At 67.4% G+C, this 25927-nt stretch carries 21 protein-coding genes; 5 read left to right on the top strand and 16 right to left on the bottom strand.

Annotated elements, in window-relative coordinates:
- The first annotated feature begins 43 nt into the window (after positions 1–43).
- Positions 44–1207: a zinc-dependent alcohol dehydrogenase gene (locus AB8808_RS10090; RefSeq protein ID WP_369929005.1), complete on the top strand. Its 1164-nt coding sequence runs from the start codon at positions 44–46 to the stop codon at positions 1205–1207.
- Between the two features lie 27 nt (positions 1208–1234).
- On the opposite strand, the gene AB8808_RS10085 is transcribed toward AB8808_RS10090, so the two are convergent.
- The 4 genes from AB8808_RS10085 to AB8808_RS10070 form a co-directional block, all read right to left on the bottom strand.
- Positions 1235–1828 (bottom strand): DUF1989 domain-containing protein, encoded by a 594-nt coding sequence (locus AB8808_RS10085; RefSeq protein WP_369929003.1) that lies wholly within the window; start codon positions 1826–1828, stop codon positions 1235–1237.
- Complete coding sequence (gene gntA / locus AB8808_RS10080; protein ID WP_369929001.1) at positions 1825–2490, bottom strand: guanitoxin biosynthesis heme-dependent pre-guanitoxin N-hydroxylase GntA; 666 nt, start codon at positions 2488–2490, stop codon at positions 1825–1827. The genes AB8808_RS10085 and gntA overlap by 4 nt, the downstream gene beginning before the upstream one ends.
- An 80-nt stretch (positions 2491–2570) precedes the next feature.
- Positions 2571–3317 (bottom strand): EAL domain-containing protein, encoded by a 747-nt coding sequence (locus AB8808_RS10075; protein WP_369928999.1) that lies wholly within the window; start codon positions 3315–3317, stop codon positions 2571–2573.
- A gap of 128 nt (positions 3318–3445) precedes the next feature.
- Positions 3446–5575, bottom strand: a complete 2130-nt coding sequence (locus AB8808_RS10070; RefSeq protein ID WP_369928997.1) for a TonB-dependent siderophore receptor — start codon at positions 5573–5575, stop codon at positions 3446–3448.
- A gap of 252 nt (positions 5576–5827) precedes the next feature.
- Here AB8808_RS10070 and AB8808_RS10065 point away from each other — a divergent pair, with 252 nt between their 5' ends.
- The 4 genes from AB8808_RS10065 to AB8808_RS10050 all read left to right on the top strand — a co-directional run bounded on the left by AB8808_RS10065 (position 5828) and on the right by AB8808_RS10050 (position 8987).
- Complete coding sequence (locus AB8808_RS10065) at positions 5828–6139, top strand: hypothetical protein (RefSeq protein ID WP_369928995.1); 312 nt, start codon at positions 5828–5830, stop codon at positions 6137–6139.
- A 103-nt stretch (positions 6140–6242) separates the two neighbouring features.
- The gene (locus AB8808_RS10060; RefSeq protein WP_369928994.1) at positions 6243–7772 is read left to right on the top strand and encodes a cryptochrome/photolyase family protein; all 1530 of its coding nucleotides are present in this window, start codon (positions 6243–6245) and stop codon (positions 7770–7772) included.
- Positions 7773–7836: 64 nt separating this feature from the next.
- Complete coding sequence (locus AB8808_RS10055; protein WP_369928992.1) at positions 7837–8613, top strand: alpha/beta fold hydrolase; 777 nt, start codon at positions 7837–7839, stop codon at positions 8611–8613.
- Between the two features lie 113 nt (positions 8614–8726).
- The gene (locus AB8808_RS10050; RefSeq protein WP_369928990.1) at positions 8727–8987 is read left to right on the top strand and encodes a hypothetical protein; all 261 of its coding nucleotides are present in this window, start codon (positions 8727–8729) and stop codon (positions 8985–8987) included.
- 276 nt (positions 8988–9263) lie between these two features.
- Here AB8808_RS10050 and AB8808_RS10045 read toward each other — a convergent pair whose 3' ends face one another.
- The 12 genes from AB8808_RS10045 to hflK all read right to left on the bottom strand — a co-directional run bounded on the left by AB8808_RS10045 (position 9264) and on the right by hflK (position 25892).
- A complete protein-coding gene (locus AB8808_RS10045) occupies positions 9264–9737 on the bottom strand; it encodes an Hsp20 family protein (protein WP_036141712.1) in 474 nt (157 codons plus the stop codon).
- Positions 9738–9893: 156 nt separating this feature from the next.
- Positions 9894–11456, bottom strand: coding sequence for a histidine kinase famiy protein (locus tag AB8808_RS10040; RefSeq protein ID WP_369931234.1), 1563 nt, complete (start codon positions 11454–11456; stop codon positions 9894–9896).
- 226 nt (positions 11457–11682) lie between these two features.
- A complete protein-coding gene (locus tag AB8808_RS10035; RefSeq protein ID WP_369928988.1) occupies positions 11683–12240 on the bottom strand; it encodes a DUF4142 domain-containing protein in 558 nt (185 codons plus the stop codon).
- A gap of 126 nt (positions 12241–12366) precedes the next feature.
- Positions 12367–13767 (bottom strand): efflux transporter outer membrane subunit, encoded by a 1401-nt coding sequence (locus AB8808_RS10030; RefSeq protein ID WP_369928986.1) that lies wholly within the window; start codon positions 13765–13767, stop codon positions 12367–12369.
- On the bottom strand, positions 13764–16853 hold the full coding sequence (locus AB8808_RS10025; protein ID WP_369928984.1) for an efflux RND transporter permease subunit: 3090 nt from the start codon (positions 16851–16853) through the stop codon (positions 13764–13766). The genes AB8808_RS10030 and AB8808_RS10025 overlap by 4 nt, the downstream gene beginning before the upstream one ends.
- Entirely contained in the window at positions 16850–17974 is a 1125-nt protein-coding gene (locus AB8808_RS10020) for an efflux RND transporter periplasmic adaptor subunit (RefSeq protein WP_369928982.1), read from the bottom strand. The genes AB8808_RS10025 and AB8808_RS10020 overlap by 4 nt, the downstream gene beginning before the upstream one ends.
- A 267-nt stretch (positions 17975–18241) precedes the next feature.
- The gene (locus tag AB8808_RS10015) at positions 18242–19537 is read right to left on the bottom strand and encodes a GTP-binding protein (protein WP_369928980.1); all 1296 of its coding nucleotides are present in this window, start codon (positions 19535–19537) and stop codon (positions 18242–18244) included.
- Positions 19534–20058, bottom strand: coding sequence for a ZrgA family zinc uptake protein (locus AB8808_RS10010; RefSeq protein ID WP_369928978.1), 525 nt, complete (start codon positions 20056–20058; stop codon positions 19534–19536). The genes AB8808_RS10015 and AB8808_RS10010 overlap by 4 nt, the downstream gene beginning before the upstream one ends.
- Positions 20059–20114: 56 nt before the next feature.
- Positions 20115–22004 (bottom strand): heavy metal translocating P-type ATPase, encoded by a 1890-nt coding sequence (locus AB8808_RS10005; RefSeq protein WP_369928976.1) that lies wholly within the window; start codon positions 22002–22004, stop codon positions 20115–20117.
- On the bottom strand, positions 22001–23041 hold the full coding sequence (locus AB8808_RS10000; protein ID WP_369928973.1) for an SPFH domain-containing protein: 1041 nt from the start codon (positions 23039–23041) through the stop codon (positions 22001–22003). The genes AB8808_RS10005 and AB8808_RS10000 overlap by 4 nt, the downstream gene beginning before the upstream one ends.
- Positions 23038–23994, bottom strand: a complete 957-nt coding sequence (locus tag AB8808_RS09995; protein ID WP_369928971.1) for an SPFH domain-containing protein — start codon at positions 23992–23994, stop codon at positions 23038–23040. The genes AB8808_RS10000 and AB8808_RS09995 overlap by 4 nt, the downstream gene beginning before the upstream one ends.
- Positions 23991–25892 (bottom strand): protease modulator HflK, encoded by a 1902-nt coding sequence (gene hflK, locus AB8808_RS09990; RefSeq protein WP_369928969.1) that lies wholly within the window; start codon positions 25890–25892, stop codon positions 23991–23993. The genes AB8808_RS09995 and hflK overlap by 4 nt, the downstream gene beginning before the upstream one ends.
- Between the last annotated feature and the right edge of the window lie 35 nt (positions 25893–25927).

Below are 25927 nucleotides of genomic sequence, written 5' to 3'. Positions count from 1 at the left end.
TACGCGTCGAGACTCGGGAATACCCTCCCCTGCGGACGACTTCATGAAAGCGCTCACCTATCACGGCTCCAAGGACGTTCGCGTCGAGACGATGCCCGATCCGTCGATCGTCGACGCCGACGACATCGTGCTGCGCGTCACGGCCACGGCCATCTGCGGTTCGGACCTGCACCTCTATCACGGCAAGATTCCCGAAACGCAGCATGGCGATATCTTCGGCCACGAATTCATGGGCATCGTGGAACAGGCGGGCCCCGGGGTTACCGAGGTCAAGGTGGGCGACCGCGTGGTCATCCCCTTCGTGATCGCCTGCGGCAAATGCTTCTTCTGCGACAACGATCAGTTCGCCGCCTGCGAGACGACCAATCCCGACCAGGGAGCCAGCCTGCGCAAACGCGCGAAGATGACCCCGCCGGCCGCGCTGTTCGGCTATTCCCACCTATATGGTGGCGTGCCCGGCGGCCAGGCCGAGTTCGTGCGCGTGCCCAAGGCCAACGTCGGGCCGTTCAAGGTGCCAGGCAGCCTGTCCGACGAACGCGTGCTGTTTCTTTCCGACATCCTGCCGACCGGTTACCAGGCGGTGCTCAACGCGAAGATCGAGCGGGGCTCCACCGTGGCCATCTTCGGTGCCGGCCCCGTCGGCCTCATGGCCGCCGCGTGCGCGAGGATGCTGGGCGCGGAACGTATCTACATGGTCGATTCCGAGCGCTATCGCCTGGATTTCGCCGTGACGGCGTATGACGTGATCCCCGTCGACTTCAGTGAAGTGGACGCGTCCGAATTCATTCTCGAACAGACCGCGGGCCGCGGCGTCGACGCCTCCATCGATGCCGTGGGCTTCGAGGCCAAGGGCAGCACGACCGAAACCGTGCTCAGCGCGCTGAAGCTGGAAACCAGTTCCGGCGAAGTGTTGCGCCAGTGCATCGGCGCCACGCGACGCGGTGGCGTAGTCAGCATACCGGGGGTGTACGCCGGATTCATCCACGCCTTCCTGATCGGCGATGCCTTCGACAAGGGACTGACCCTGGCCATGGGTCAGACGCACGTGCAGAAATTCCTGCCCGAACTGCTCGAATTCGTCGAGGCTGGCAAGCTGGAACCGGACATCATCATCTCGCACCGCATGAAGCTCGCGGACGCGGCGCGTGGCTACGAAATATTCGACAAGAAGGAAGAAGACTGCCGCAAGGTCGTGCTCACTCCCTGAGTACGAGGACGCGCTACCGCATCGACGTCAATCGTCGATGCGGTAGTGGATCGGCTTGAAGGCGAAGTTGTTCGACATGCCGGCCGAGCACGCGGTCAGGCCGACGATGAGGTCCATGCGCGCAAGGAAGACGGTGGCATCACCCGCCTTGCTCAGCGGCGGCTCCACGGTCAGCGTGCCCGTGTCGCCATTGACCGGTACGTTCATGAAAACGTTGAAGGCCGTAGGGATGCGATCGGCCTTCACACCAAAAGGAGACAGGGCATCGCGCAGGTTGCCGAAGCAGCCCTTGTGCGGCTCCGCGTGCCCGTAAAGCTTGCGGAACATCTCAGCCGAGCATGGCGCAAGCAGGAAATCGTGCCGGCCGACGTCGTCGTCCACGATCTCCAGCATCTCGCTGCTGCGGTTGGAATAAAGGATATCGCCGGTCGAAAGATAGATCTTGCTGGCGTAATCCAGCGTGCGTCCGGACGAAATCGCCTCTTCCGGTTCGGCGGCGTTGAACGCCACCAGATCCGCGACCTGCTGGCCCATCGGGTCGATCACCGTAAGACGCTGGCCCGCCTTCAACGCGAACGCCACGCCACTCTGCGGCGGGATTTCAACGATCTCCGCGGTCACTGTCGTGTCCCCTTCGGCTTGAACGGGCATTCCCATGGGCCTTCGATGTGGCGACCGCTGTATTGCAGGGCTTCCGAGTTGTGACCGTGAACGGCCAGCATGGGGTTGGCCGATCCGTTCAGATCCACGTCGCGCTCGATGATCGCCTCGCGCAGCCGGTCGTAACGACCTTGTTCGCGCAGGTATTCGAACTGCGCGTGCAGGTTGAACACCATGGCGGGATGCGCCAGCCGTCTTGCCGCGCGGCTGGCGCCCGGATGCAGGCCGATCACATAGAAGCTCTGCCCGCCCACGCTCATGCTGAACTGGTCCGAGCCCGGATCGGCGCTTACCGTCGGGTCCCAGACGAAGGATTCGCGATCCACCTCGTGGATACCCTGCAGGCGTGCGAACAGGGCGGCCTCGAAGGCGATCTCGTCCTGCGCGGCAGACTCGGGGAAATGGATGACCAGGCTGTGGAACACATGTTCGGGCTTTCGGCGCGCGGCGAAGGCCTGGATCGCCTGCGCCACGAACCTGTCGTGCCTGCCGCAGCGGATGTCACCGGCCTCCACATGCGTCACCTGATCGCGTGCGTGGGCCGTTTTCGCGGCCAGGCAGGGAAAGTTGGCAGCCGCCAGGTGCTCGGAGAAAACGGTGACGATATCGGGACGTGCAGCCATGTGTAAGCCTCGCAGGAACAGGCCGACACTATGGAAATAACCGCGTGAACTTGCGGGGCAGCGTCCGTGAATACGCCGTATCACACAGGGAAACGGGCCACCGGAGCGCTTCCGACCACGGGATGCGCGAACAGGAAGCCCTGTTGCAGTGCCACGCCGAGGTCGGCCAGCGCGGCGGATTCCTCGGGGCGTTCGACACCCTCGGCAATTACCTGCACACCGATGTCCTCACATAGCCGCAACATGTGGTGGATGGTTCGCTGACGCACGCGGTCGGTGTCCACGTGGCGAATCAGGCCGATGTCCAGCTTCAGCAGGTCGGGCTGGAAATCGGCGAGCAGGTTCAGCCCGGCGTAGCCGGCGCCGAAGTCGTCGATGGCCGTCTTGAAACCACGCTGGCGGTAGGTGGTCAGGATGGACAACAGGTGCTGGTGGTCGGTGATGATCTCGTGCTCGGTCACCTCGAAGATGACATCCTTCAACGGCCAGCCCACGCGCTGTGCCGCACTGAGCGTGGCGCGCAGGCAGTGCTCGGGGTTGTAGACGGCATTGGGCAGGAAGTTGATCGATACCATGGCCGGAAGCCGCACCTCGACCGCACACTCCAGCGCCCGGATGCGGCACGCCTGGTCGAACGCGTAGCGGTTGTCCGCATCGACCGAGGCAAGCACCTGTGCCGCCGACGACCCGTCCTCGCCGCGCACCAGCGCTTCGTAAGCGAACACGGTCTTGTCGCGCACGTCGACGATCGGCTGGAAAGCCATGGTGATCGCCTGCGAAAAGCCGTGCCCATCGCGGCAGGCGCCACAGTTGTTTTGTCGTGTCATCCGCGCTCCCGAATCATCCTACCGATATCGGCAGGAGCGGCACCGCCTTAAGTCGTCGACCGGGGCACCGCGCGCAAGCGTAAGCGAAAGGCCCGCGAACGCGCCGTGACGCACGCAGGCCCACGGCTTCAGAAGAACCGATAGGTGAAGGTGACGTTCCAGCTGGCGCCGGCCGCGTAATAGAGGTTACTGAAGTCGTCCAGCACGAAATACTTACGGTTCAGCAGGTTGTCCGCGTTGAACTGCAACGAGCTGCGCTCGTTGAAGGCATAGCGCGCCATGGCGCTCACCAGCGTCACCGACGACTGCGTCAGCCGCTGGGGCCCGGACGGTCCGTCCACCTGGGCCTTCGATGGCCCCTGCCAGTTCACGCCACCGCCCACGGTGACCCGATGCCACGCATCGGGCAACGTGTAGGTGCTGAACAGCCTGACCAGGCTGCGTGGCAACGAGGGACGCAGGGCCCCGCCATCGGGCGATTTCACGTTGAAGTGCGACCAGCCCAGGGTGGCGTTCCAGTTTGCCGAGAGGGCTCCGGAGGCATCGAACTCGTAGCCCCGCGAGGTGGTGCCGTCGACGGACCGGTACGCCTGGGTCAGGCCGTCGGGCAGGTAGACCCCCGGCAACGCATCCGCCACGTGATCCTGTTTCGTTTCGAAGACGACCAGCGAGGTGTTCAGGGCGCCGTCGAAGTGCCGGCCCTTGATACCGGCCTCGCGGCTGGTGCCCAGCACCGGGTCCAGGTAGCTGCCGTCCTGCCGCCGGTTGTTCTGCGGATCGAAGATCTGCGTGTAGCTGACGAACGCCGAATAGGTGGGGGTCAGGTCGTAGATGAGCCCTGCATAGGGAATGGTCTTGCTGGCCTGCTCGCGGTAGATGCCGGCGGTGCTGTCGTCGGTATCGTTTTTCCAACGGGCATAGCGGGCACCGATCACCAGTTTCAGCGGGTCGGCCAGCGAGAGGCGCGCCGCGGCGTAGGCGCCGCTCTGGCGAGTGCGGGCGATCGAGACCCGCTCGCTGCTCGACGCGAAATCCGGATAGGGATACTGCCCGTTCCAGTCGAAGTAGTTGCCGACGTCGGGCAGGTCGCCATGCGGATAATCGAAATAATCGGTGCGGTACTGCGAGCCGGTCAGCCCGACCACCAGTTCGTAGTCACGGCCGAACGCGCTGAAGGGGCCGGACAGGTAAAGATCCAGGTTGTTCTGGCTGCCGCGCTGGAAGCTCTTGTACGCATACGGGGTGATGCCCTCTCCCGTGGCACGGTTGGGCCAGCCGTAGACGTAGAACAGCGCCGAGTCGGCATCCGTCTGCCGGTGGCTGGCCATGGCATGCAGCTGCCAGCCGTTGGCGAACGCATGGGTGAGGTCGACGAACGCCGTCTGCGTAGTGTTGTTCCAGTGGCTCCAGTCGGCTGCCGGCGAGAAGCTGCGCGGCCAGGTGATGAAGCCGCCGGCATCGTCGAACACGGGGTACGAGCCCCAGGTCACGCCGATGGGCCGTGTTTTCTGCCAGTCGTAGCCGACGCTGAGCGTCGTGTCCTCGCCCAGGTCGGCATCGATGACCCCATAGGCCACGTTCTTCTGCTGGTGATAGCGGTCGAGGTAGCTGTCGCCCTCCTCGTGCGCGGCCACGAAACGCCCGCGCACGCTGCCGCTGGCATTGAGCGGCGCCGAAACATCCAGCGTTTCACGCTGGGTGTTCCACTTGCCGTAGCTGAGCGTCACGTTGGCCTGCGCCGTGCGGCTGTCGGCATGCTTGCGCACGAAATTGATGTTGGCCGACGGACTGCCCGAGCCGCTGAGCAATCCCGTGGCGCCGCGGATCACCTCGATCCGTTCGTAGATCGACGTGTCCAGCGAGGCATCGGCGGAGCCGATATTGAGGCTGGCCGCCACCGGCACGCCGTCGTACGACATGTTTTCGATCTGGAAGCCGCGCGACCAGAACACGACGCGCTCGGAGTCGTATGCCGTGGACGAGACGCCGGTGGTGTTGTCCAGCACCTCGCGCAGGTTGGTGAGGTTCTGGTCGGCGATCCGCTGCTCGGTGATCACGCTGATGGATTGCGGCGTGTCCTGCAAGGTGAGCGGGAGACGCGTGGTGGCAGCGCTATGGTCGGCGGTATACGGCGATGCGACCTGGCCCCTCACCTTCACGGTATCCAGGGTGGTGGTGGCCCCGTCCGTAGCGGCGGACGACGTGTCCTGGGCGTGCAGTGCGGCGGACGATGCCGCGGCCAGGGCGATGCTGAGCAAGGACCGCGGGAGCGACCCTCCGTGACGATGAGACATGACGATAAACCCCCAGGCAGGAAAACACCGGGTACGGCCCTCGGGCCACCCGATCGTTGGGACGACTGGGGCTTGCCGTGGGCTGGCTCATCGCTTCGCCGGGAATTTTAACGTATAGGGAACAAGGCGAACAGGGCGCGATATCGGCAATCAGGCTGGAGGATCCGGTTTGCCGGCCGTTACATCCGTACCCCCCCGATCTGCGTATACCCTTCCATGCCCGTACAACGCGTCCGCCACGCCCAGCTCGCCCGCATCCTGCAGTGGATGACCGAAGGCGACATCGCCACGTGGGAGGCCCGGGTGGACTACCTCGGCAACCCGGTCACGGCCAGGCGCCTGGAGATCATGGCGCAGGGCGGTGAGATTCCGGTCCTGGTGGCACGCCATATCGAGGTCGTCCTCGGGCTGCCGCGGGAATGGATGGACGATACGCAGGCGGACACGAACTGGCTCGGTGAGGCACCACGCCCACGATCGACCCATCGCGGCGTCTTCGAGGAAGACCCCGACGCCGCGAGCGCGTGACGACGGCGACGTGGGACCGGCGCATGGCGCTCCCGTAAGACATTCGCCTGCGCTTGACGCGCAGGCTGTTGGACTCGTCCTTTCGATGTTCCCGGGGCAGTGGATGCGTCACCTCGTTATCGTCTTCGGCGACCAGCTGAACATGGATTCGGCCGTCTTCGACGATTTCGACCCGGGGCAGGACCGGGTCTGGATGGCCGAGCGTCGGGGTGAATCCGAGCATGTGTGGTCGCACAAGGCACGCACGGCCCTCTTCCTGGCGGCGATGCGCCATTTCGCGGCCGGCCTGCGCGAACGCGGTTATCCGCTCGACTACACCCCGATCGACGCGCCCGGTCCCGACGCGTTACTGGACCTGCTGGACCAGGCGATCGCTTCGGCACGCCCGCAGCGCCTCGTTGCGGTCCGTCCCGGCGAGCACCGCCTTCGCGCCGGCCTGAGTGCGCTGGCCGATGCCCACGGCCTACCCTACGTGGAGCGCCCCGACCGGCATTTCCTCGTGTCTGCGGACGACTTTTCCCGTTGGGCCAAGGGCAAGACCCATCTACGGATGGAGCATTTCTACCGCTGGATGCGCCGACGCCACGACATTCTGCTGGACGACGGCGAGCCGCTGGGCGGCCAGTGGAACTACGACACGCAGAACCGGAAGAGCTTCGGGCGTCAGGGGCCGGGCTGGCTGCCCGCGCCGGTGTCGTTCGCACCGGATGCCATGACGCGATCCGCCCTGGACGATGTGGAAGCGATGTTTCCCGACCATCCCGGGGAAGCCGGCGCTTTCGACTGGCCGGTGACCCGTGACGATGGCCTGAAGGCGCTGGCCGATTTCCTCGACCATCGGCTGGCCGCCTTCGGGCCGTGGCAGGATGCCATGTGGACGGGTGAGCCGTGGCTCTATCACGCCCGTCTGTCGACCAGCCTCAACCTGCGCCTGATATCACCGGCGGAGGTCATCGAGGCTGCCCTGGCGCGCTACCGGCAGGGTCAGGCCGACCTCGCTTCCGTCGAAGGCTTCGTACGACAGGTGCTTGGCTGGCGCGAATTCGTGCGCGGGGTCTACTGGCTGGCGCCCGAGCGACTGCTCGCCGCCAATGCGCTGGACGCGCGGCAGGCGCTGCCGGCGTTCTACTGGACCGGTCAGACCGACATGCGGTGCCTGAGCGAGGTCATTACCCAGACCCTGCGCACGGGTTACGCCCACCACATCCAGCGACTGATGGTCACGGGCAATTTCGCCCTGCTGCTGGGTGTCGAACCCGCGCAGGTACACGCCTGGTACCTGGCGATCTACGTGGATGCGGTGGAGTGGGTGGAGGCGCCGAACACGCTCGGCATGAGCCAGTTCGCCGACGGGGGACGCATGGTGTCCAAGCCCTACGCGGCCTCCGGTCGATACATCGAGCGCATGAGCGACTACTGTAAGGGCTGCCGCTACCAGCCGGGCAAGGCCACGGGCGACGACGCCTGCCCCTTTACCACGCTGTACTGGGATTTCCTCGACCGTCATCGTGCCCGTTTCCGGCACCACCCACGTGCCGCGCTGCAGTGGCGCTCACTGGATCGCCTGAGCGAACCGCAGGTGGCGGCCATCCGGGAACGCGCAGGGCAACTGAGGGAGGGTTGGAAAGCGTAAAAGGGGTGCCGGCCCCTCAAGCAGACGACCACGCCGGCCGATAACTTCCCTGGAGGAAGTACGGATGCCACTACCGCTTGTCTACGTCCATGGCTTCATCGGCCATCTCAGGTTCCCGCAATTGCTTACCGGCATGGATCCGGCGTGGGTGCTCAGTCCCGACCTGATCGGTTACGGCGTCTATGCGGGGCAACGTCCGCCCTCGGTCGCCGAGCAGGTGATCCACCTGGACCAATTGATCCGCCAGGCTTTCGGCGAGCAACCGGTGGTGCTCGCCGGCCATTCGGGCGGCGCGCCCCTGTGCATTCGTTTCGCCGAGCGCTGGCCCGATCGCGTGGCAGGCCTGATCAGCGCCGAAGGGAATCTCGCACCCAGCGACGCCTTCCTGTCGTCGCGCCTCGCCCCCATGGGGCCTGCACAGATCCAGGCATGGCTGGACCGCGCACAGGCCGACCCGGGCGTCTTCCTGGCCCCGGAACACCTGCGGGGCGATCCCGTGCAGGTGGATCGTGTGCGTGAATGGCTGCATCACCAGTCCGCCACCGCGGTCCACGCGATGGCCCGGGCGTTGCTGGTGGAAACCGTACACCCCGGCTACGCCACGGCCGTGTCGCGGGTCATGGCGCAGACGCCCACCTACCTTATCCAGGGCGAGCTTTCCTCCAGCGCCCTGGGTGTACCCACGCGGCTGGCCGCGATGGCGGTGGACACCTACGTGATGCCCGGCGTCGGTCACCTGATGGTGCTGGAAGATCCGGAAGCCTTCGCCCGGATCGTCGCATCGATCGTCCAGGCCCTGGATACACCGGTGTCCCGCGACTTCGCCATCGCGCGCGACTGACGCATTCGCGGCCCCTATCGCGACCATAGCAACGAACGATTGGATCGCACGCGAGCAAGCGCGCAAGCTTTTACCTGAAGAACAGGGCGCCCCGCCCTGGCGCAGGACCTTGCATGAACACCTCCGTCTCCGCCCGCCCCGCCGGCCACGCGTTCCCGCTCGCGTTGATCGTGCTCGCCCTCGGCGTCATGGCCACCGCACCGCAGTGGCACCAACTCGCCGCATCGGCGCAACGCTCCTCGGCCTTTTCGGCGGACACCGCAGCCGCGGCATCGATCCGTGCTCCCGCCGCGGGTACGATGCTCCCCTACGGCGTCTTCCCCGGCACCGCCTTGACGTCTTCCGAGCACACCCTGCCCTACGGCACGCCCTGATCGTCGCACCGCGTCGATCGACGCGACGTGCGCCGATCAAAGCATCGCCCACATCGTGGGCTACTACACCCTCACGCATGTAGGAGCCCATGATGTGGGCGATCAAAGCACACCCGTGTAGGAGCCCACGATGTGGGCGACGACCCCGTAGGAGCGCACGATGTGCGCGACCCACATACACGACCCACGCACCCAACCCCGCCAAATCCCAAGCTTTCCCCGCAAAAAGAGCCCCGCAAACGCAGGGCTCCGAGTACACATGTCACGACACAGAAGTCACGAAGCCGCCTGATCCAGCAGGTGCCGCACGCTTTCCTTCGGATGCGGCGTCGACGCGATGTCGATACGCCGCGGCTTCATCGCCTCCGGCACCTCACGCTTCAGCTCGATGGAAAGCAACCCGTCACGGAGCGTCGCGCCGGTGACATGCACGTGCTCCGCCAGCTCGAAGCGACGCTGGAACGGGCGTGTCGCGATGCCGCGGTGCAGGTATTCACCTTCACTCTCGGCCTGGCGTTCGCCGCTGACCAGCAGCCAGTTCCCCTGGGTCGAAATCTCCAGCTCGTCCTCGCGGAAGCCCGCGACCGCCATGGTGATGCGGTATTGGTCATCGGCGAGCTTGACCGAATCGAAAGGCGGGTAGTTATCGGCCGACTGGCCGCGCACGGTGGCCGCCTCAAGCAGGTCGAAGACACGATCGAAGCCGACGCTCGAACGATGCAGCGGTGCCACGTTAAGTAGAGTTCGCATAGCCATATCCTCGCAACATGGTAATGAGTTCTCTGCGCCACGCCCGTGACGGGCCGTGGCGAGGCTGGTCCCGAAGCGGCCAGCGGTCGTAATTTATGAACTTTCGAAAAAAGTTCAAGGGGCCCGATTCAGGAAACAGTTAGCCGTCCATACCGGTCAGCTGACTCCCGTGTGCCCCTCCAGGACGATCCGAATCTTCCTTACCAGTTCGGCGCGCCCGTACGGTTTGTGGATGATGTCGAATTCCTTGCCGCCGGCATCCTGGCGCTCGATCGAGGAATCGGCATAGCCCGTCGTCAGCAGTACGCGCACGCGCGGCAACCGCTCCCTCACCTTCCGGGCCAGCATCACGCCGTTCATGCCACCGGGCATGATGAGATCGGTGAACAACAGGTCGAACTTCCGCCCTTCATCCAGGTACGCGAGTGCCTCCAGTGCATGCGTGGCCACGTGCACCGTATAGCCGTTCTCTTCCAGGATGTCGCGCGCCAGCTCGGCCACGTCCTCGCGATCCTCGACGACCAGGATGCGTTCGTGACCGCGACGTTCCACCGTGGGATCGACGCGTTTCTCGATCGGATGATGGATATCCGCCCTGGCCGCCGGAAAAAAGAGGCGCACGGTGGTGCCCACGCCCTCTTCCGAGTAGATGTGCACGCCGCCGCCGGACTGACGTGCGAAGCCGTACACCATGGACAAACCCAGGCCGGTGCCCCTGCCCTCTTCCTTGGTGGTGAAGAAGGGCTCCATGACCCGCTGGATCACTTCAGGCGGCATACCGTTGCCGGTGTCCGTCACGGATATCTCGACATAGCCACCGGGGCGAAGGTCGCTGAAGGAACGCCCGTCCGACGGCCCGATGCTGACGTTGCGCGTACCGATGGTGATGACCTGGCCGGTGCGGCCGGCCATGGCGTCGCGTGCATTGATGACGATGTTGAGCAGCGCCACCTCGCCCTGCGTGGGATCGATACGGCACAGGTGCAGGTCGTCGTCGAAATCGAGCCGGATGTCGGCGGCCTCGCCAAGCACGCGCAACATCATGTCGTGCATGCCCTCGATCAACGAGTTGGCGTTCACGGTACGGCCGTCCAGCCGTTGCTTGCGCGCAAAAGACAGAAGTTGCTGGGTGAGCGTCGCGGCACGCTTCACCGCCTTTTGTGCCGAATCCACCTGACGCTGGATGCGCTCGACATCGGGCTCCGGGCGCGACGCGGTCATGCCGATGCCCTCGAGGTAGCCGTTAATGACCTGCAACAGGTTGTTGAAGTCGTGCGCGATGCCGCCGGTGAGCTGGCCCAGGGCTTCCATCTTCTGCGCCTGGCGCAGGGCATCTTCCGCGTCGCGCCGCCGGCTGATATCCAGCTGGGACGCAAAGAAATAGATCAGCTTGCCCGCGCGGTCGTAGACGGGGGAAATGAACAGCGCATTCCAGAACGTCGCGCCGTCCTTGCGATAGTTCAATATCTCGGTGGCGATCTCGCGCCGCTCCTGCACCGCCTTGCGGATCTCGGCCACGGTGTCCATGTCCGTGTCCTTGCCCTGCAGGAATCGGCAATTCTGGCCCAGCAGCTCGGCCGAGGAATACCCGGTCATGCGGATGAAGGCTTCGTTGGCGAAGACGATGGGATTATCCGGCAGGCTGGGATTGGTCACGATCATCGGCATGCGGGTGGTCTGCACCGCGGCGAAGAAGATGTCGTGCTCGGGATGGTCCATTCCCGTGTAACCCAACGCCACGCGGTTAACGCTGCTTGCCTCGTCGGCAAGCCACTGGGGTTCGTCGCTCATTCGGATCTCGTACGTTCACCTGCCGGGCCTGCCGGGCAGCGTGCATGGATAAATGGCGATCGGATTCCGTGAAACGCGCAGACCCCGGGCGCAGCTACGGCGTATATCGTAGCGGGCCCAGGGTCGGCCGTGAATACGTGCCCGGGAATGCGGCTTACTTACCGGCGGGCAGCTGTTTCGCCATCTCGAGGTGGTGCTTGAGCGTGGGCAGGGTCTTGGTCGCGAAGGCCTTCAGGTCGGGATCCTTGCCCGCGGTGGATTCCTTGGTGAACAGCATCACCGCCTTTTCGTGATCGGCCACCATCTTCTTCTTGAACGCCGCATCGAAGTCGGCGCCCTGCTTTTTGGCGATCATGGCCGCGGCCTTTGCGTCTGGAGCCATGGGCATCGTGGACACAGGGATGGACTTTCCGTCAGCGATGGTCTTCAGCTCGTCGTTGGCCTTGCCGTGATCGTCCACCATCTGCTGTCCGAAGGCCTTCACTTCCTGTGACTGACCCTGCTGCGCGCCCAGCTTGCCCAGCGAAACCTCCGCCAGGCCTGCGGCGCTGGCGGCTTCGACGAACTTGGCATCCGGCGCGTTGGTCATCGTGGACGGATTAGGTGCCGCACGGTCGGACTGGGCTTCATTGGTCTGCGCGGAAGCCATGCCGGTGGCGCCCACGGACAAGGCGAGGGCAAGGGCGAGATAGCGCGGGGCGAGACGGGTCATGGCGGTTCCTGTGGGATTAGGTACCCGTTGGTGTCTCACGCGTTCAATGAAAGAGCTGTGCAGGAATCGTCGTTGACGGCGGGGATTGGCGTCAGGGGGAAGGGGGATCGCGCACATCGTGCGCTCCTACCCAGGGGTGATGGCCTGCAGGAGGGCTACTGCATCTTCAAGGCGTTGCGTTTGCGCGCTAGCGAGGGCGAGTTCGGCGGTACGCAGGGTCTGCTCGGCGGCCAGCAGCGTGAGGGTGCTGATGTCGCCTGCGGCGGACTGGGCCTGTGCTACCTGGTAACTTTGCGCCGCCGCGTCACGCGCGGCCAGCGCCATCTGGTATCCGCGTTCGTCGGCCTCGCGCGCATGCAGGGCATCGGCAACGTTGGCAAAGGCATTGATCACCGTGCTGCGATACGTCGCGGCGGCCTGACGGTCGGTCGCTTCCGCGGCCCGCTGTTTGTGCCGCAGTGCCCCACCATCGAAGATCGGCACGGCCAGGTCGCCGGCGAGGTTCCAGAACGCCGTGCCTGGACCGAACAGCCTGCCGAAGCTGGCCGCGGAGCTTCCGCCCCCGGCCGTGAGCGTCAGCGACGGCAACCGCATCGCCGTCGCCACGCCGACCTGGGCCCGCGCGGCATGCCACTGCGCTTCGGCCATGCGGATGTCCGGCCGGTCCTCCAGCCATGCCGAGGGCACGCTGGCAGGCAGCTCGGCGGGCATCAGGATCGATGCCAGCGTGGCGGGATCGACATCCGGCGCCACCGCGCCAAGGCCCTCGAGAACGGCGTTGCGATCGCGCTGCTGGGCCAGTTGCTTCTCCAGCGCGGGACGTTGCGCCTGCACGCCGGCCAGCGCGGCGGTCTGCAACAGCACGTCGCTGCGTGACGCGTCACCCAGCGCGAGGCGTTTCCGCGCGATGTCCAGGGAACGTTGCTGTGTCTGCACCGCGGCATCGACCGCGTGCAACTGCGCGGCCAGCCCGGCTTCCTGGATGAAGCCGACGGCCACGTTCGCGATCAGGGTCAGCCGTGTGGCCTGCCACTGGGCTTCCTGTGCATCGGCTTGCGAGACCAGCGCCTCGACGCTCCGGCGGTTGCCGCCGAAAAGGTCGGGCGTGTAGGCCATCGTCAGGCTGGCGGTGTGCAGGCTGTACACGTAACTGCCGTCGGCGGGCACGCTGGACAGGGCGCCGGACGTCTTCTGCCGCGTGGGGTTCACCTCCGCGCTCACGGCAGGAAAGAAGCTGCCGCGTTGCGCCGCGGCCGTTTCACGCGCCGCCATCAATGCCGCCTGGGCGGCCTGCACGTCGGGGTTGTTGCGCAGGGCGCGCGCCACGCGCGCATCGAGTTGCGCGTTGCCGAAACCGGACCACCAGTCGGTACGCAGGTGCCGTGCCAGCGCGGCCACGGCGCCTGGCGACGGGTAGTCGCGGGACAGATCCGGGTGCTGGAAGTCGGGCCCGACGGCGCAGCCTGCAGCCAACAGCGGCCAGGCCAGGATCGCCATGCGGCGTGCGTGCGAATGCAACGGCATCATGCGTCGTTCCTCCGGAGCGCGGCACGGCGCTCCGCGCGCGCTTCGATAAGGCAATACAGCGCAGGCAGCACGAACAGCGTCAGCAGCGTGGCGATGCCCAGCCCGCCCACCACCACCGTGGCCAGCCCACGCTGCACGTCGGTACCGATGCCCGTGGCCAGCGCGGCGGGCAACATGCCGGCGGTGGCGACCGTCGCGGTCATCAGCACCGGGCGGAAACGTTGCGTCGCGCCGGCCATCACGGCATCGACGATACCCACGCCCTTCTCGCGTACCCGGTTGAAGTTGGACACCATGATGACCCCGTTCTGTACCGCGACGCCGAAGAGCGCGATGAAGCCCACCGCCGTGGCGATGTTCAGCGTTTCTCCGCGCAGCACGATGGCCAGCATGCCGCCCAGCGCGGCCAGCGGCACCACACCGAGGACCAGCGCGGCCTGGCGCAGCTTGCCGAACTCGGCGAACAGGAAGATCGTCATCACCGCCACCACCATGCACAGGGCCAGCGCCAGGCGCGATTGCGCGCGTTGCTGGTTCTCGAACTGGCCGCCCCACTCCAGCCGGTAACGACTGTGGTCGAAGTGCACGTCCGACTGGATCTTCCGGTTGGCCTCGGCGAGGTAATCCGACAAGGCCCGGCCTTCGTTGTCCACGCGCACGATGAGGTTGCGCCGGCCCATCTCGTGCGCCACCGTGGCCTCGCCGGATTGCTCGCGGATATGCGTCACCATCGATAACGGCACCTGCGCGCCATCGGCGCTGCGCAGCGTCAACGTACCCAGCCGGTCGCGGTCGGCGGCCACGTCGCGCGGCACCTTGGCGGTCATGTTGTAGACGCGGTCGTCCACGTAAACCTGCGACACGGGCGCACCGCCCAGCCCGGTCTGGATGAGCGCATCGATGTCCGCCACGTTGATGCCGTAGCGCGCGGCCGCTTCGCGGTCCACCTCGATAGCGATCTGCGGCACGGGCGACTCCTGGAAGATGGACGCGTCCGCGGTGCCGTCGATGCCCTTGAGCACGTCCACGATACCGTTACCGATCCGCCGCAGTTCCTTGAAATCGTCGCCATAGATGCGTAGCACCAGCGGGCTGTGCGCGCCGCCGATCTTGTCGTTCTCGCCGTCCACGATGGGCTGGCTGATGCCGACGCTGATGCCCGGCATGGCGCTCAGTCGCCGGTTCAGCCGGGCCACGAAATCGGCCTTGGTCTCGCCGGCGGGCCACGTATCGTACGGGGTCAGGCCCACGCCGGATTCGATGTGCGAAGGCGTCCACGGATCGGTGCCGTCGTCGTTGCGCCCCAGCTGCGTGACCACGTACGACACTTCGGGGAACGCACGCACGGCCGCCCGATACTCGGAGGCCATGGCACTGGCCTTCTCCAGCGACAGCCCGGAGGGCAGCTGCACCTGCACCCACAGGGCACCCTCGTCGAGGTCCGGCAGGAATTCCCGGCCCACGTGGCTGCCCATGATACCGACGCAGGCCAGCGTGACCAGCACGGCCACCGCCGCGATCCATGGCCTGACCAGCAAGCGGCCGAGCGCACCTGCATAACGGTTCTGCAGCCATTCCAGCGGCTTGTTGTGGAACAGCTTGTGCGGCTTGCGAAACGCGAGGTACGCCAGGCCGGGAATCAGCACGAGCGTGGTCAGCAGCGCGCCGATCAGCGCGAAGCCCACCGTATAGGCCATCGGCGCGAAGAGCTTGCCTTCCGCGTGTTCGAACGCCAGCAGCGGCAGGTAGGCGGTGATGATGATGAGCGTGGCGAAGAAGATCGGCCGGGCCACCTTGGCGGTGGCCTCGAGCACTTCCTCCGGCGACAGCGTGGTCGTGGGATGCGCCTCGCGGCGCCGCAGGATCGTCTCGGTGACCACGATGGCGCCGTCGACGATCACGCCGAAGTCGATCGCGCCCAGCGAGAACAGGTTCGCCGGCGTTTTCGTCAGGTGCATCAGGATGAACACCACCACCAGCGAAAACGGAATGGTGACGGCCGCGATCAACGCGCTGCGCGGGCTGCCCAGGAACAGGATGAGCACCAGGCAGACCAGGCCGACGCCTTCCACCACCGTGTGCTGCACCTTGTGCACGGTGGCCTGGACCAGGTCGTCGCGATCGATGTAAGGCACGATCCGCACGTCTTCCGCGGCCAGCTTCCGGTTGAGTGCCCACACCGTCGCGTGGATGCCCTGCAGCACGCGCGAGGCGTTCTCGTGCAGCAGCATGTCGACGATGCCCTCGACCGCATCGGGGTTGCCGTCCTTGCCGAGGATGCCCTCGCGGGTCTGGTGGCCGTACGACAGCCGGCCGACATCGCGCAGCATCACGGGCACGCCGTGGTTGTGCGCGACCACGATGGCGCCCATGTCGTCCAGCGACCGGACCAGCCCGATGCCGCGCACCACATAGGACTGCTCGCCGCGCGAGATGCGTCCGCCGCCCGCGTTGGCGTTGTTGGCGGCCATCGCGGCGATGACGTCGTTCATGCCGACGCCCAGGCGTTGCAGGCCGGCCGGGTCAACGGTCAGCTGGAACTCCTTGGTGAAGCCGCCGAAGTTGTCCACCTCGGCCACACCGGGTACCTGTTTGAGGGCCGGGATCACCACCCAGCGTTGCAGTTCGGACAACTGCATCAGGTTCTTCGACGGCGATTCCAGCGTGTAGCGGTAGATCTCGCCGGCGGGCCCGGAGACGGCATCCAGCCCGGCCGACACGCCGGACGGCAACGACACGTCCGCCAGCTTCTCGCGAACGCGCGAGCGCACCCAGTAATCCTCGCTGCCCTCCTTGAAGGTCAGCGTGATCAGCGACAAACCGAACGAGCTACTCGACCGCATCGTGGCTAGGCCCGGCACGCCCGCCAGCGCGCGTTCGATCGGCGTGGTGATCTGCTGCTCGATCTCCTCGGCGGCCAGGCCGGGCGCCTGCGTGGTGACCTGCGCGGTCACGTCGCTCAGCTCCGGGTAGGCCTCGATCGCGATCTGGGTGGCCGCGTAGTAGCCGTAGCCCAGGGTGAGCAACATCACCGCGGCCACCACGCCCAGGCGATGGAAGCAGAACGTCATCAGGCGCGCGATCATTGCAGCAGCACTCCGCCACGCGTGACCACGGCATCGCCGGCTTTCAGGCCCTGCACGATCTCCACGTCGGCACCCACCTCGCGGCCGGCTTCCACCGTGTGTCGTTCGAAACACCAGGGCGCGCGTTCGAGGAAGACGCTCAACCGGTCGTTGTCCATGACCAGTGCGCTTTGCGGCACCAGCACATGGGGGGTAGCGGGCACATCGAACGTCGCCTGGCCGAACATGTTGGGACGCAGGCGATCCTCCTCACCGGCCACGACGAAGTGCGCCTTCAGCCGCCTGGTGTCGCCGTCCAGTGCCGGATCGATCGCATCCACGCGGCCCTGCAGCACCACGCCCGGCAGGCCGATGAAGGTCAGCGCCGCCGTGCTGCCGCGATGGACCCAGCCGGCCTGGTCCTCGGGCACGTAGGCCGTTACCCAGGCATGCGCTGTGTCGCTGATCGTCAGCAGCGCCGTGGCCGCATCGCTGACCAGCGCACCCGGCGCGACGCCGAGCGCGGTGACGACGCCGGCCAGCGGCGCCCTGACCGCGACGCTGCCGTCTTTCGCCACCGCGTCCGGCCCGCCGGCCAGGGCGGCCAGGCGTGCCCGTGCGCGGGCTTCCTCGGCGGTCGCCTGGGCCGATGCGCTGCGTGCGCCCTCCAGGTCGCGGGTGGACGCGCCACCGGCGTCGCTGACTTTCTGCGCACGATCCAGGGCCTCACGGGCCAGGGCCAGCGCATCGACCGCCTTGCGTTCGTCCGCGCGGGCATCGGCGATATCGACCGACGCCAGAGTGAGCAGCACCCGGCCTTTCTCCACACGATCGCCCAGCCCAACCCGGATCTGTGCGATCCGTCCGGTGCCGGGGGAGACGATGGCAACGGTGTGCACCGGATCGGCTTCCACCGTGGTCGGCCAGGTGACGTGCGGCGCGGCGGTGTTCATCCGCACCGGCGCGATGGTGAGGGCACGACGCAGCGGCGATCCGGCACCGACCTTCAACACGCCGTGTTCCACGGTGAAAGCGGGCACCGGCGCGGCGGCCGACGGGGGGTGCGAACAACCGGCGAGAGCGCCGGCGAGGGTAACCAGGGCGAACGGGACGAGGGCGAGGCGAAAGGCAAGGCATGTCATGGCGCGATCTCGAGCGCACACGCAGACGCGCACCGCCCGATGCGAAGGCTCGGGCGTGCGACGCGATACGTGTCATGGAAAACGAAAGGCACCCGCGGCAGCGGGCCACCCGTGGCATGGCCGGGCGGTCAGGCCGATGGTGGCGGTTGCATGCCCCTGCGTTTATAGCTCGTTGGATACATCGCGCCGCTCCAGGGATGGTCGCTGCACCGCAGCAGCGCGATTAACGCCGAGCCGTCTTTCGGTCGTCTTTCCGAATCGCGTTTTTTACGAATTATTTTCGCGCGACAGCGACCAGCCCGGGAACGGATCGGGCAGCGCTCGCCAGGCGACGGTACCCAGGGCCATTTCGTCGTCGGTGAGCAGGCAGGCATCCAGTGCCTCGCGCACCGACGCTTCGGGCAGGTCGACGCCGATCATTACCAGTTCCTGCCGCCGATCGCCGTAACGGACGTCCCACAGCGCGAGCACCGCCCGGCGCTGGTCGTCGCCCGGCAGCTCGTCGGCGTCCGGCGGGGCCACCCCGAGATCGCCTTCCACGAAGGGCAGGCGAAGTCCGGCGCACACGCGATGACGACTGGCCCACCAGTGACCGGCGGCGGCGACCTCGGTGGCGCCGCCGGCCACGGCCAGGCTGCCTACCCAGTCCATGCGCGAGGCCAGCCAGAAATAACCCTTGGCGCGCAGCACGCCGCGGATGCCCTCGTCGAACAGCTGTTGCAGGCGCGCCGGATGGAACGGCCGCGTGGCCCGATAGACGAAGCTGGTGATGCCATAGGCCTCGGTCTCGGGCGTGTGCGCCCCCATCAGCTCCTTGACCCAGCCCGGCGCCGTCTGTGCCTTGTCGTAATCGAACAGGCCGGTGTCCAGCACCAGCGCGAGGTCCACCTCGCCGAACGCCGCCTCGACGATCCGCGCGTCGCGGTTGAGCGCACGCAGCACGGCCCGCACCTGCCGCCGTGCGACGCTGTCCAGCCGGTCGCACTTGTTCACCACGATGACGTCGGCGAACTCCACCTGCTCGGTCAACAGGGTCACCAGCGAACGATCGTCGTCGTCGCCATTGGACTGGCCGCGCGAGGCGATGGAATCGGTGGAGCAGAAATCGGCGAGGAAGCTGGGGCCGTCGACCACCGTGACCATCGTGTCCAGCCGCGCCAGGTCCGACAGCGAGAAACCGTCCTCGTCGCGCACGTGGAAGGTGGCCGCCACGGGCATGGGCTCGCCGATGCCCGTGGATTCGATCAGCAGGTAGTCGAAGCGTCCTTCGTCGGCCAGCCTGCGCACTTCCTGCATCAGGTCGTCGCGCAGCGTGCAGCAGATGCAGCCGTTGGAGAACTCGACCAGTTTTTCCTCGGTGCGGCTGAGATCGGCACCGCCGTCGCGGATCAGCGACGCATCGATGTTCACCTCGCTCATGTCGTTGACGATGACCGCCACCCGTCGTCCGTCGCGGTTGTGCAGCACATGGTTCAACAGCGTGGTCTTGCCCGCGCCGAGAAAACCCGACAGCACGGTGACGGGCAGCCGGTTCGCGCGCGTGGCGGCGACGGGCGCGCTCACGGCTGCAGGTCCACGTGGCTGGCGGTGCCCTGAAGGGTCTGCTGGTTGCTGCCGGAACCACCGATGGTGTCGACCACGATCTTCTGCAGCCCCGGGAAGGCCGCCGCCAGCCGCACGTCCACATGGTCCAGCCGCGCGGCGTCATGGCACGTGTAGTGGTACACCGCATCGATATCGGCATGACCGCCGGGCTCGGTCGCCCCACCGAAGCCGTGCGGCGAAACGGTCGCGGAGACGAGCGTGCAGCCGGCATCCGCGGCAGGCACCAGCCAGGTTGCCGCCTTCAGCGTGGCAAGGGCCTTGTCCAGCGCCGCGCGTTCCTGCACCGAGCCCGGCGGGTGCTCGAAACCGACCGCGTCATGGCCGGGCAGGCTCAACTGCACGTCGAGCGCATCGGCTTCCACCGATACGCCGACGCTGGCCTGACCATGCACATGGGGCCCCAGGTGACGCTCCTCGGCGTTGGCCGCGGCGGGCAGCAGCGCGAGCAGAAACGGAAAGACCATCAGCGTCATGTTCATGCGTTCGTCTCCGGGTTAGTGTTGTTATAATATAACACTCGAAACGAACGATGACGTCATGTTTCATTGAATTTGAGCAGTCTTCCGGCATTGGCGATGACGATGAAGGCTCCCAGGTTTTGCAGCATCGCGGCGGCGAGTGCACCGTTGCCGGCCCATCCGCCGCCGAGCGCCATGCCGACCAGGGCCAGCGTCCAGGCGGCGCTGAGGCCCAGGTTCACCCGCAGTGTGCGCCGGGTGCGGCGCGCGAGGCGCACCGCGGTGGCGATACGCGAGAAGTCGTCGCCCGCCAGCACGATGTCCGCCGAGGCCAGAGCAATGTCGCTGCCCTGCCCGCCCATCGCCATGCCGACCAGGCCCGCGCGCAGCGCCAGAGCATCGTTGATGCCATCGCCCACGACCAGCGGCTTGCCACCGGCGGCGACCACCGACTGGACGTAGGCCAGCTTGTCCGGTGGCAGCGCCCCGGCGACGACGTCCTGCAGGCCCGCGATGGCGGCGACCCGGGCGGCTTCCGACGGACGATCGCCGGTGAGCAAGGCTTGCCGGGCGATGCCCATATCGCGCAACGCAATGAGCGTCTCCGCCACCCCTTCGCGCACTTCATCGGCCAGGCACACCCAGCCAAGCAGACGACCCGCCTCGGCCACGGCCGCCACCGGCCCGTCATGATCCGGCGGTACGGACACCGCAACGCCGTGCTGCCCGAGCAGGCTTTCGCGACCGAGGAACACCGGACCCGCCGGGCCCTGCGCGCGCATGCCGAAGCCGGCCTCCTCGCGGATATCGTCCAGCACGGCCGGCGTGCCTGGCCATTGCGCGATGGCACGCCCGACCGGGTGGCTGCTGGCCGCGCCCAGCGCCATGGCCACGGACGCCAGGCGCGCGCGATCGTCCTCGTGCGATGGCGCCAGCCGGACCACGCGCAGGCGGCCGGTGGTGACCGTGCCGGTCTTGTCGACCACCAGGGCGTCGGCTTCGGCCAGACGTTCGAACACGATGCTGCTCTTGACCAGGATGCCGTGGCGCGCGGCCACGCTCACCGCGGCCAGCGCGGTGGATGGCGCGGCCAGCACCATCGCGGAGGGACATGCGGCAACCAGCAGCGCGAGCACGGCACCCATGCTCTGCGTGGTGAACCAGAGGATCAGGGCGACGAGCAGCACCAGCACGAGGTAGCGCCCCGCATAGCGTTCGAGCAGCCGGGTGATCGGCGGCTTGCTCCGCTCGGCGTCCTGCATCAGCGCCACCACGCGACCGAGCGCGGATTGCGAGCCGACGCGCGACACGCGCACGTGCAACAGGCCGTTGAGGCTGAGCGAACTGCCCAGCACGGTGTCGCCCACCGCCACTTCCACGGGCAACGATTCGCCGGTGAGCGACGCCGTGTCCACGCTGGCCGTTCCCGTCACCACCACGCCGTCTGCGGGGATGCGGTCGCCCGGTCGCACCTCGATCACGTCGCCGGCCACCAACCGTTCGGCAGGCACCGTGTCCACCTGACCGTCGCGCACGACGCGCGCCGTGCTTGCGGTGAGGGCGGTCAGGGCCTCCACCGCTTCGCGCGTGCCCAGCAGCGAGCGGTCTTCCAGCATCTGCCCGACCAGCATGATGACCGGCAACAGCGTGGCGGTGACGAAGTTGGCCGACACCAGGCAGGCCAGGATCGCCAGCGCCACCAGCTGGTCGACCACGCCATGCAGGTCGGGCTGGTGCAGGCTGCGCAGGGCCGAGGCAAACGCCGGCCCGGCCACGAGCACCGCGGCGATGGCCTGGAGCAGCCCTACCTCGACCGTCCGCTCCGGGAACACGGCCGCCAGCACGAACGAAAACGCGATGAGGCCCGCGGCCAGCAGCACCGCGACGATGCGCAGGCGCCAGCGGCGACGCTCGCTGCCAGTCAGCAGCATCGCGCCCGGCGAGGCGACGGTGGCGGTAACGGTCATGGGCTGGCTCCGGAGATCAGGACATGCGTGTGGTCGCCGGCAGGCACCGTATCGACCCGGCCAACGATGTCGAAGATCGACCTGACCCGCTCGCGATAGATCTGGTCGACCACGGTGCGCCGGTCCAGCGAGGCGTCGCGGCCCAGCGACAACACCACGGCCGAACGTTCCTCGGCCTTGTGCACCGCCTCCTGCGCGCGGGCACGCGCCTCGTCGAGGGCACGCTCACGATTCTGCTCGGCCATCTGGCGGCGGTTCTCGGCGGTGGTCCGCGCATCGGCCAGCGAGCGCTCGACCTGCTGGGCGACGGTCAGCACGCTGTCGAACGATTCCTTGGCCCCGGCGGGAATGGACGGCACCACGTCGATGCGCGCCACGCGGATGCCCATGCCACCGTGGGTATCGGCCGCGGCGGCAAGGCGCCGGTTCACCTCACTCACCAGGTCGAGCGCGAAACGCTCGCGCTGCGTGGCCAGCCGCGGCGTGCCCGCCGCCTCCGGCCGTGCCACCAGGATGCCGTCGAGGGAGCGGCTGGCGCACAGGTGCACGGCGGCGGCGATGAGCGCACGCCGCAGCAGCGGCTCGATATGGTCGCCCGCGGTCACGAAGGCCACCGGATCGTCGATCTGGTAGAACAGCATGGTGCGCAGGTGCACCAGGGCTCCATCGCCGGTCATGAAGAACCACGTGTTGTCGCGCGCGTTCGGCGAGGTGGCGGCACCCTGCCCCGGCACGTCCTGCATGCCTTCGTCCATGGGCGATCGCGTCTCGAGCACGTCGGGCGCGAACTGCACCTGGCGCCCCTGCGAAGGCAGCAGGATCACGGCATCGATCGGCGCGGGCCAGGTCAACAGCAGGCCAGGGCCCGCCGTGCGGACCACCTGGCCGAAGCGCATGACCACCGCGCGGCTGTCCGCCGGCACGCGCTGCACGCCGTGCAGCAACCAGGCACCGGCCAGCAGGGCAACCAGCGCGAACAGCAACCGGAACGACCAGGTCAGCGTGTCGGCAAGGACGGGGGCACGCACGGGCATCATGGCTTCTTCGCGCCCTGCCCGGCCGCCGGACCGTCCACCAGCATGCGGAACGGCGCCGCATCCGTGCGCAGGATGATCCGGGTGCCCGGCCCGACCGCGGCATCCATGGTGTCGAACGATCGCAGCATCGTGTAGAGCTTCGGATCGGTGGTGTACGCCTTCTGGTAGATGGCGGTGGACTGCGTCTGCGCGTCCGCCTCGATACCCGCCGCCTCGGCCTTGGCCCCGGCCACGGCGATGCGCGCATCGCGCTCGGCTTCGGACACGATCTGCGCCGCCTGCCGCTGGCCCTCGGCGGAACGCTGCGCGGCCGCCGTGTCGCGCTCGGATTTCATCCGGTCGATCGTCGCCTGCAAGGCTTCGCTGGAGAGCGTCAGGCGCTCGATGCCCACCTGGCGGATATCCACGCCGTAGACACGCCGGGCCTGCTCGCCCACGCGCTCACGCAGCCGCGCCTCGAATGCATCGATGCGGATGCGTCCCGGATCGGTGTTGACCATCTGGGCCAGGTCGAAGCTGCTGGCCGTCATTTCCAGCGACGACGCCATCAGGCTGCGCAGCTGCGACGCAGCCACGTCCGGATCGTTCTGCACGGCACGCAGGAACAGCTGCACGTCGTCGGCGCGATGCGGCACCGACCAGACCACATAAGCCTGCACCAGGACACGCAGGCCATCGCGCGTGCCCACGTCCTGCAAGCCGCTGGATGTGGTGCGCAGTCGAAGATCCACCAACGTGGTCGCCTCCACCGGCGCCGGCCATTTGAAGGCCGCGCCCGGCGCCAGCAGGACTCGGTCCGGACGACCGAACCGGGTGACCACCACGCCCTCGCCCGGGCTGACGATGACGATGCACGCGCAGACCGCGGCCAGCAGCACGATGGCCGCCGCCACGGACCAGCGCACGGCACGGGCGCGTGACGACGAGGTGGCCGATGCTTCAGTGATGCTCACAAGGTGTCCCCTGGTCCGGCCGCGACGGGGCGAAGGTCGAGCGTGGCCTTCTCGCTGTCGAGGCGGTGATCGATGATGGTGAGGTGGGCACGGTTGAGCGCTTCGCCCACGTGCGTCAGCCAGGATTCGAAAACGAATACGTCCGGCCCGGCATGCAGGCTTCTCGTGCTGGCCTGGAAGGTGGCGAAGGTGGCCTGCGCGCCGCCGATCTTCTCGCTGGCCTCGGCACGGGCCTGGTCGACCGTTCGCGACGCGTCCTGGGCCGCACTGCCGCGCAGGGCGAACGCGCGTGCCTCGCTCTGGAAACGCATCGCGTCGCTGCGGATGCCTGCCGCCTGCACGTTGTGATATGCCGAGGCGGCACCGCTGGGCGGATGAATCGCCTCCACCACCACGTTGACCACCGCGATGCCCGCATGGAAAGCGGCTACGCGCCGTTGCAGGTCGTCGCGAAAGCGCTCGACGAAACCGGCGCGGTTTTCGCCCAGCAGTTCGTCCAGCGTGGACGACGAGAAATGGGTCACCAGCATCCGTCCCGCCTCGGCGCGGATGAGCGCGGCCGGATCGGTGGCGCCGTACACCGAGGCCATCGCGCCGTCGTCGTCGTCGGCCACGCGAAACACCACGCGCAGGTCGACGTTGACCACCTGGAAGCCCTGCCGGTCGCCGGAGCGGCTGGCGATGAGGTAGCTGGCCTCGCCCGGGTGCGAGCCATCCCACAGCCGGTCCGCCGTTGCGGCCGGAATCGCCTCCGCGCCCATCGCGCCCTCGGCATCGTCGGCACCCGCACTGGCCAGTTCGGCCATGAGGCGACCGCCCGGCTTGCCGGAAAACACGATCGGCAGCGGATGGATCACGCCGAACTCCACCGTGCGTGCGCGCCCCAGCGGCCACGGCAGGTGCACGTGCAGGCCCGGTCCGACGACGGCGACCGGCACGCCGAAGCGTTCGACGACCGCGCGCTGCGACACGCCCAGGACGGTCACGGCGCTGGACAGCCAAGCCAGCAGCAGCACGAAGAGGCCGGTCGGCAACGCGGCGCGGGCGAGGAAGGCCAGTACCCAGCTGCGCGCGAGGTCGATCCCGTAGGCATCGCGCAACCAGCGCGCCGCATGGCCCGGACGCGGCCACGCCATGCGCAGCACGGAGGTCAGCCACGGCAGGGCCGGATTGCGCCGCGTGGACGTGGGACCCAGCGGCATGAACAGTTGCAGCGCCGCGCGCAGGATGGACTCGACCGCACAGGCGCCGATGACGGCACCGACGACGTAAAGCACGCCGTTGGCCCACAGGTAGCCCTGCGCGGCGAACAGACTTGCCACGCCGCCCGCGGCCAGGGACAGCAGCGGCGCCCGCAGCAGATCGCCGACGCCCGGCCCGTCGCCAGGCGACCAGGTCGCCGCCAGCCGTTGCAGGAACACGGCGGGAAGCGTGGCCACCAGCAGGACCACCGCGGTCCACAGGGGCGGCGGCATATCCATCCAGCCCGGCACGCGGAGGAACCCGACGACGCCCAGCAGCACGACGAGGTTGCCCGCGACGGCCACGATCCCCGGCAACCAGTCGCCGGTCCAGTCGATGGCGTCGAACCGTGCCCGAAGCCGTCGTAAGGCAAGCGTGGCCTGCGCGAGCCAGGGCGACGACGGCAGCTTCGGGTAGGCCATGGCCCGGGCCGGGCCGACCCAGCCGTCCGGCCGCGCACGCACGCGTGCTACCAGACCCTCGGCGAACCACCCCGTGGCGGCGGCCAGCAGGGACAGGCCGGCCAGGCGGAGCACCAGTGCGTCGGCCGACAGGGCGGCCAGGGAAAGGACGAAGGCGAGCGTGCCGGCCACCGGCATGATCCAGGGGACCGGTGGCGACGGACGTCGGTCACCAGCGTGCGAATACGGGAGCATGTGCGACGCCTGCAAACGAAAAGGGCCGGACCCCA

It is taken from the genome of Xanthomonas sp. NCPPB 2632, assembly GCF_041228075.2.
Lineage (GTDB): Bacteria > Pseudomonadota > Gammaproteobacteria > Xanthomonadales > Rhodanobacteraceae > Luteibacter.
The sequence above is the reverse complement of the archived record's forward strand: the minus strand, read 5'-3'. Positions and strand labels throughout refer to the sequence as shown.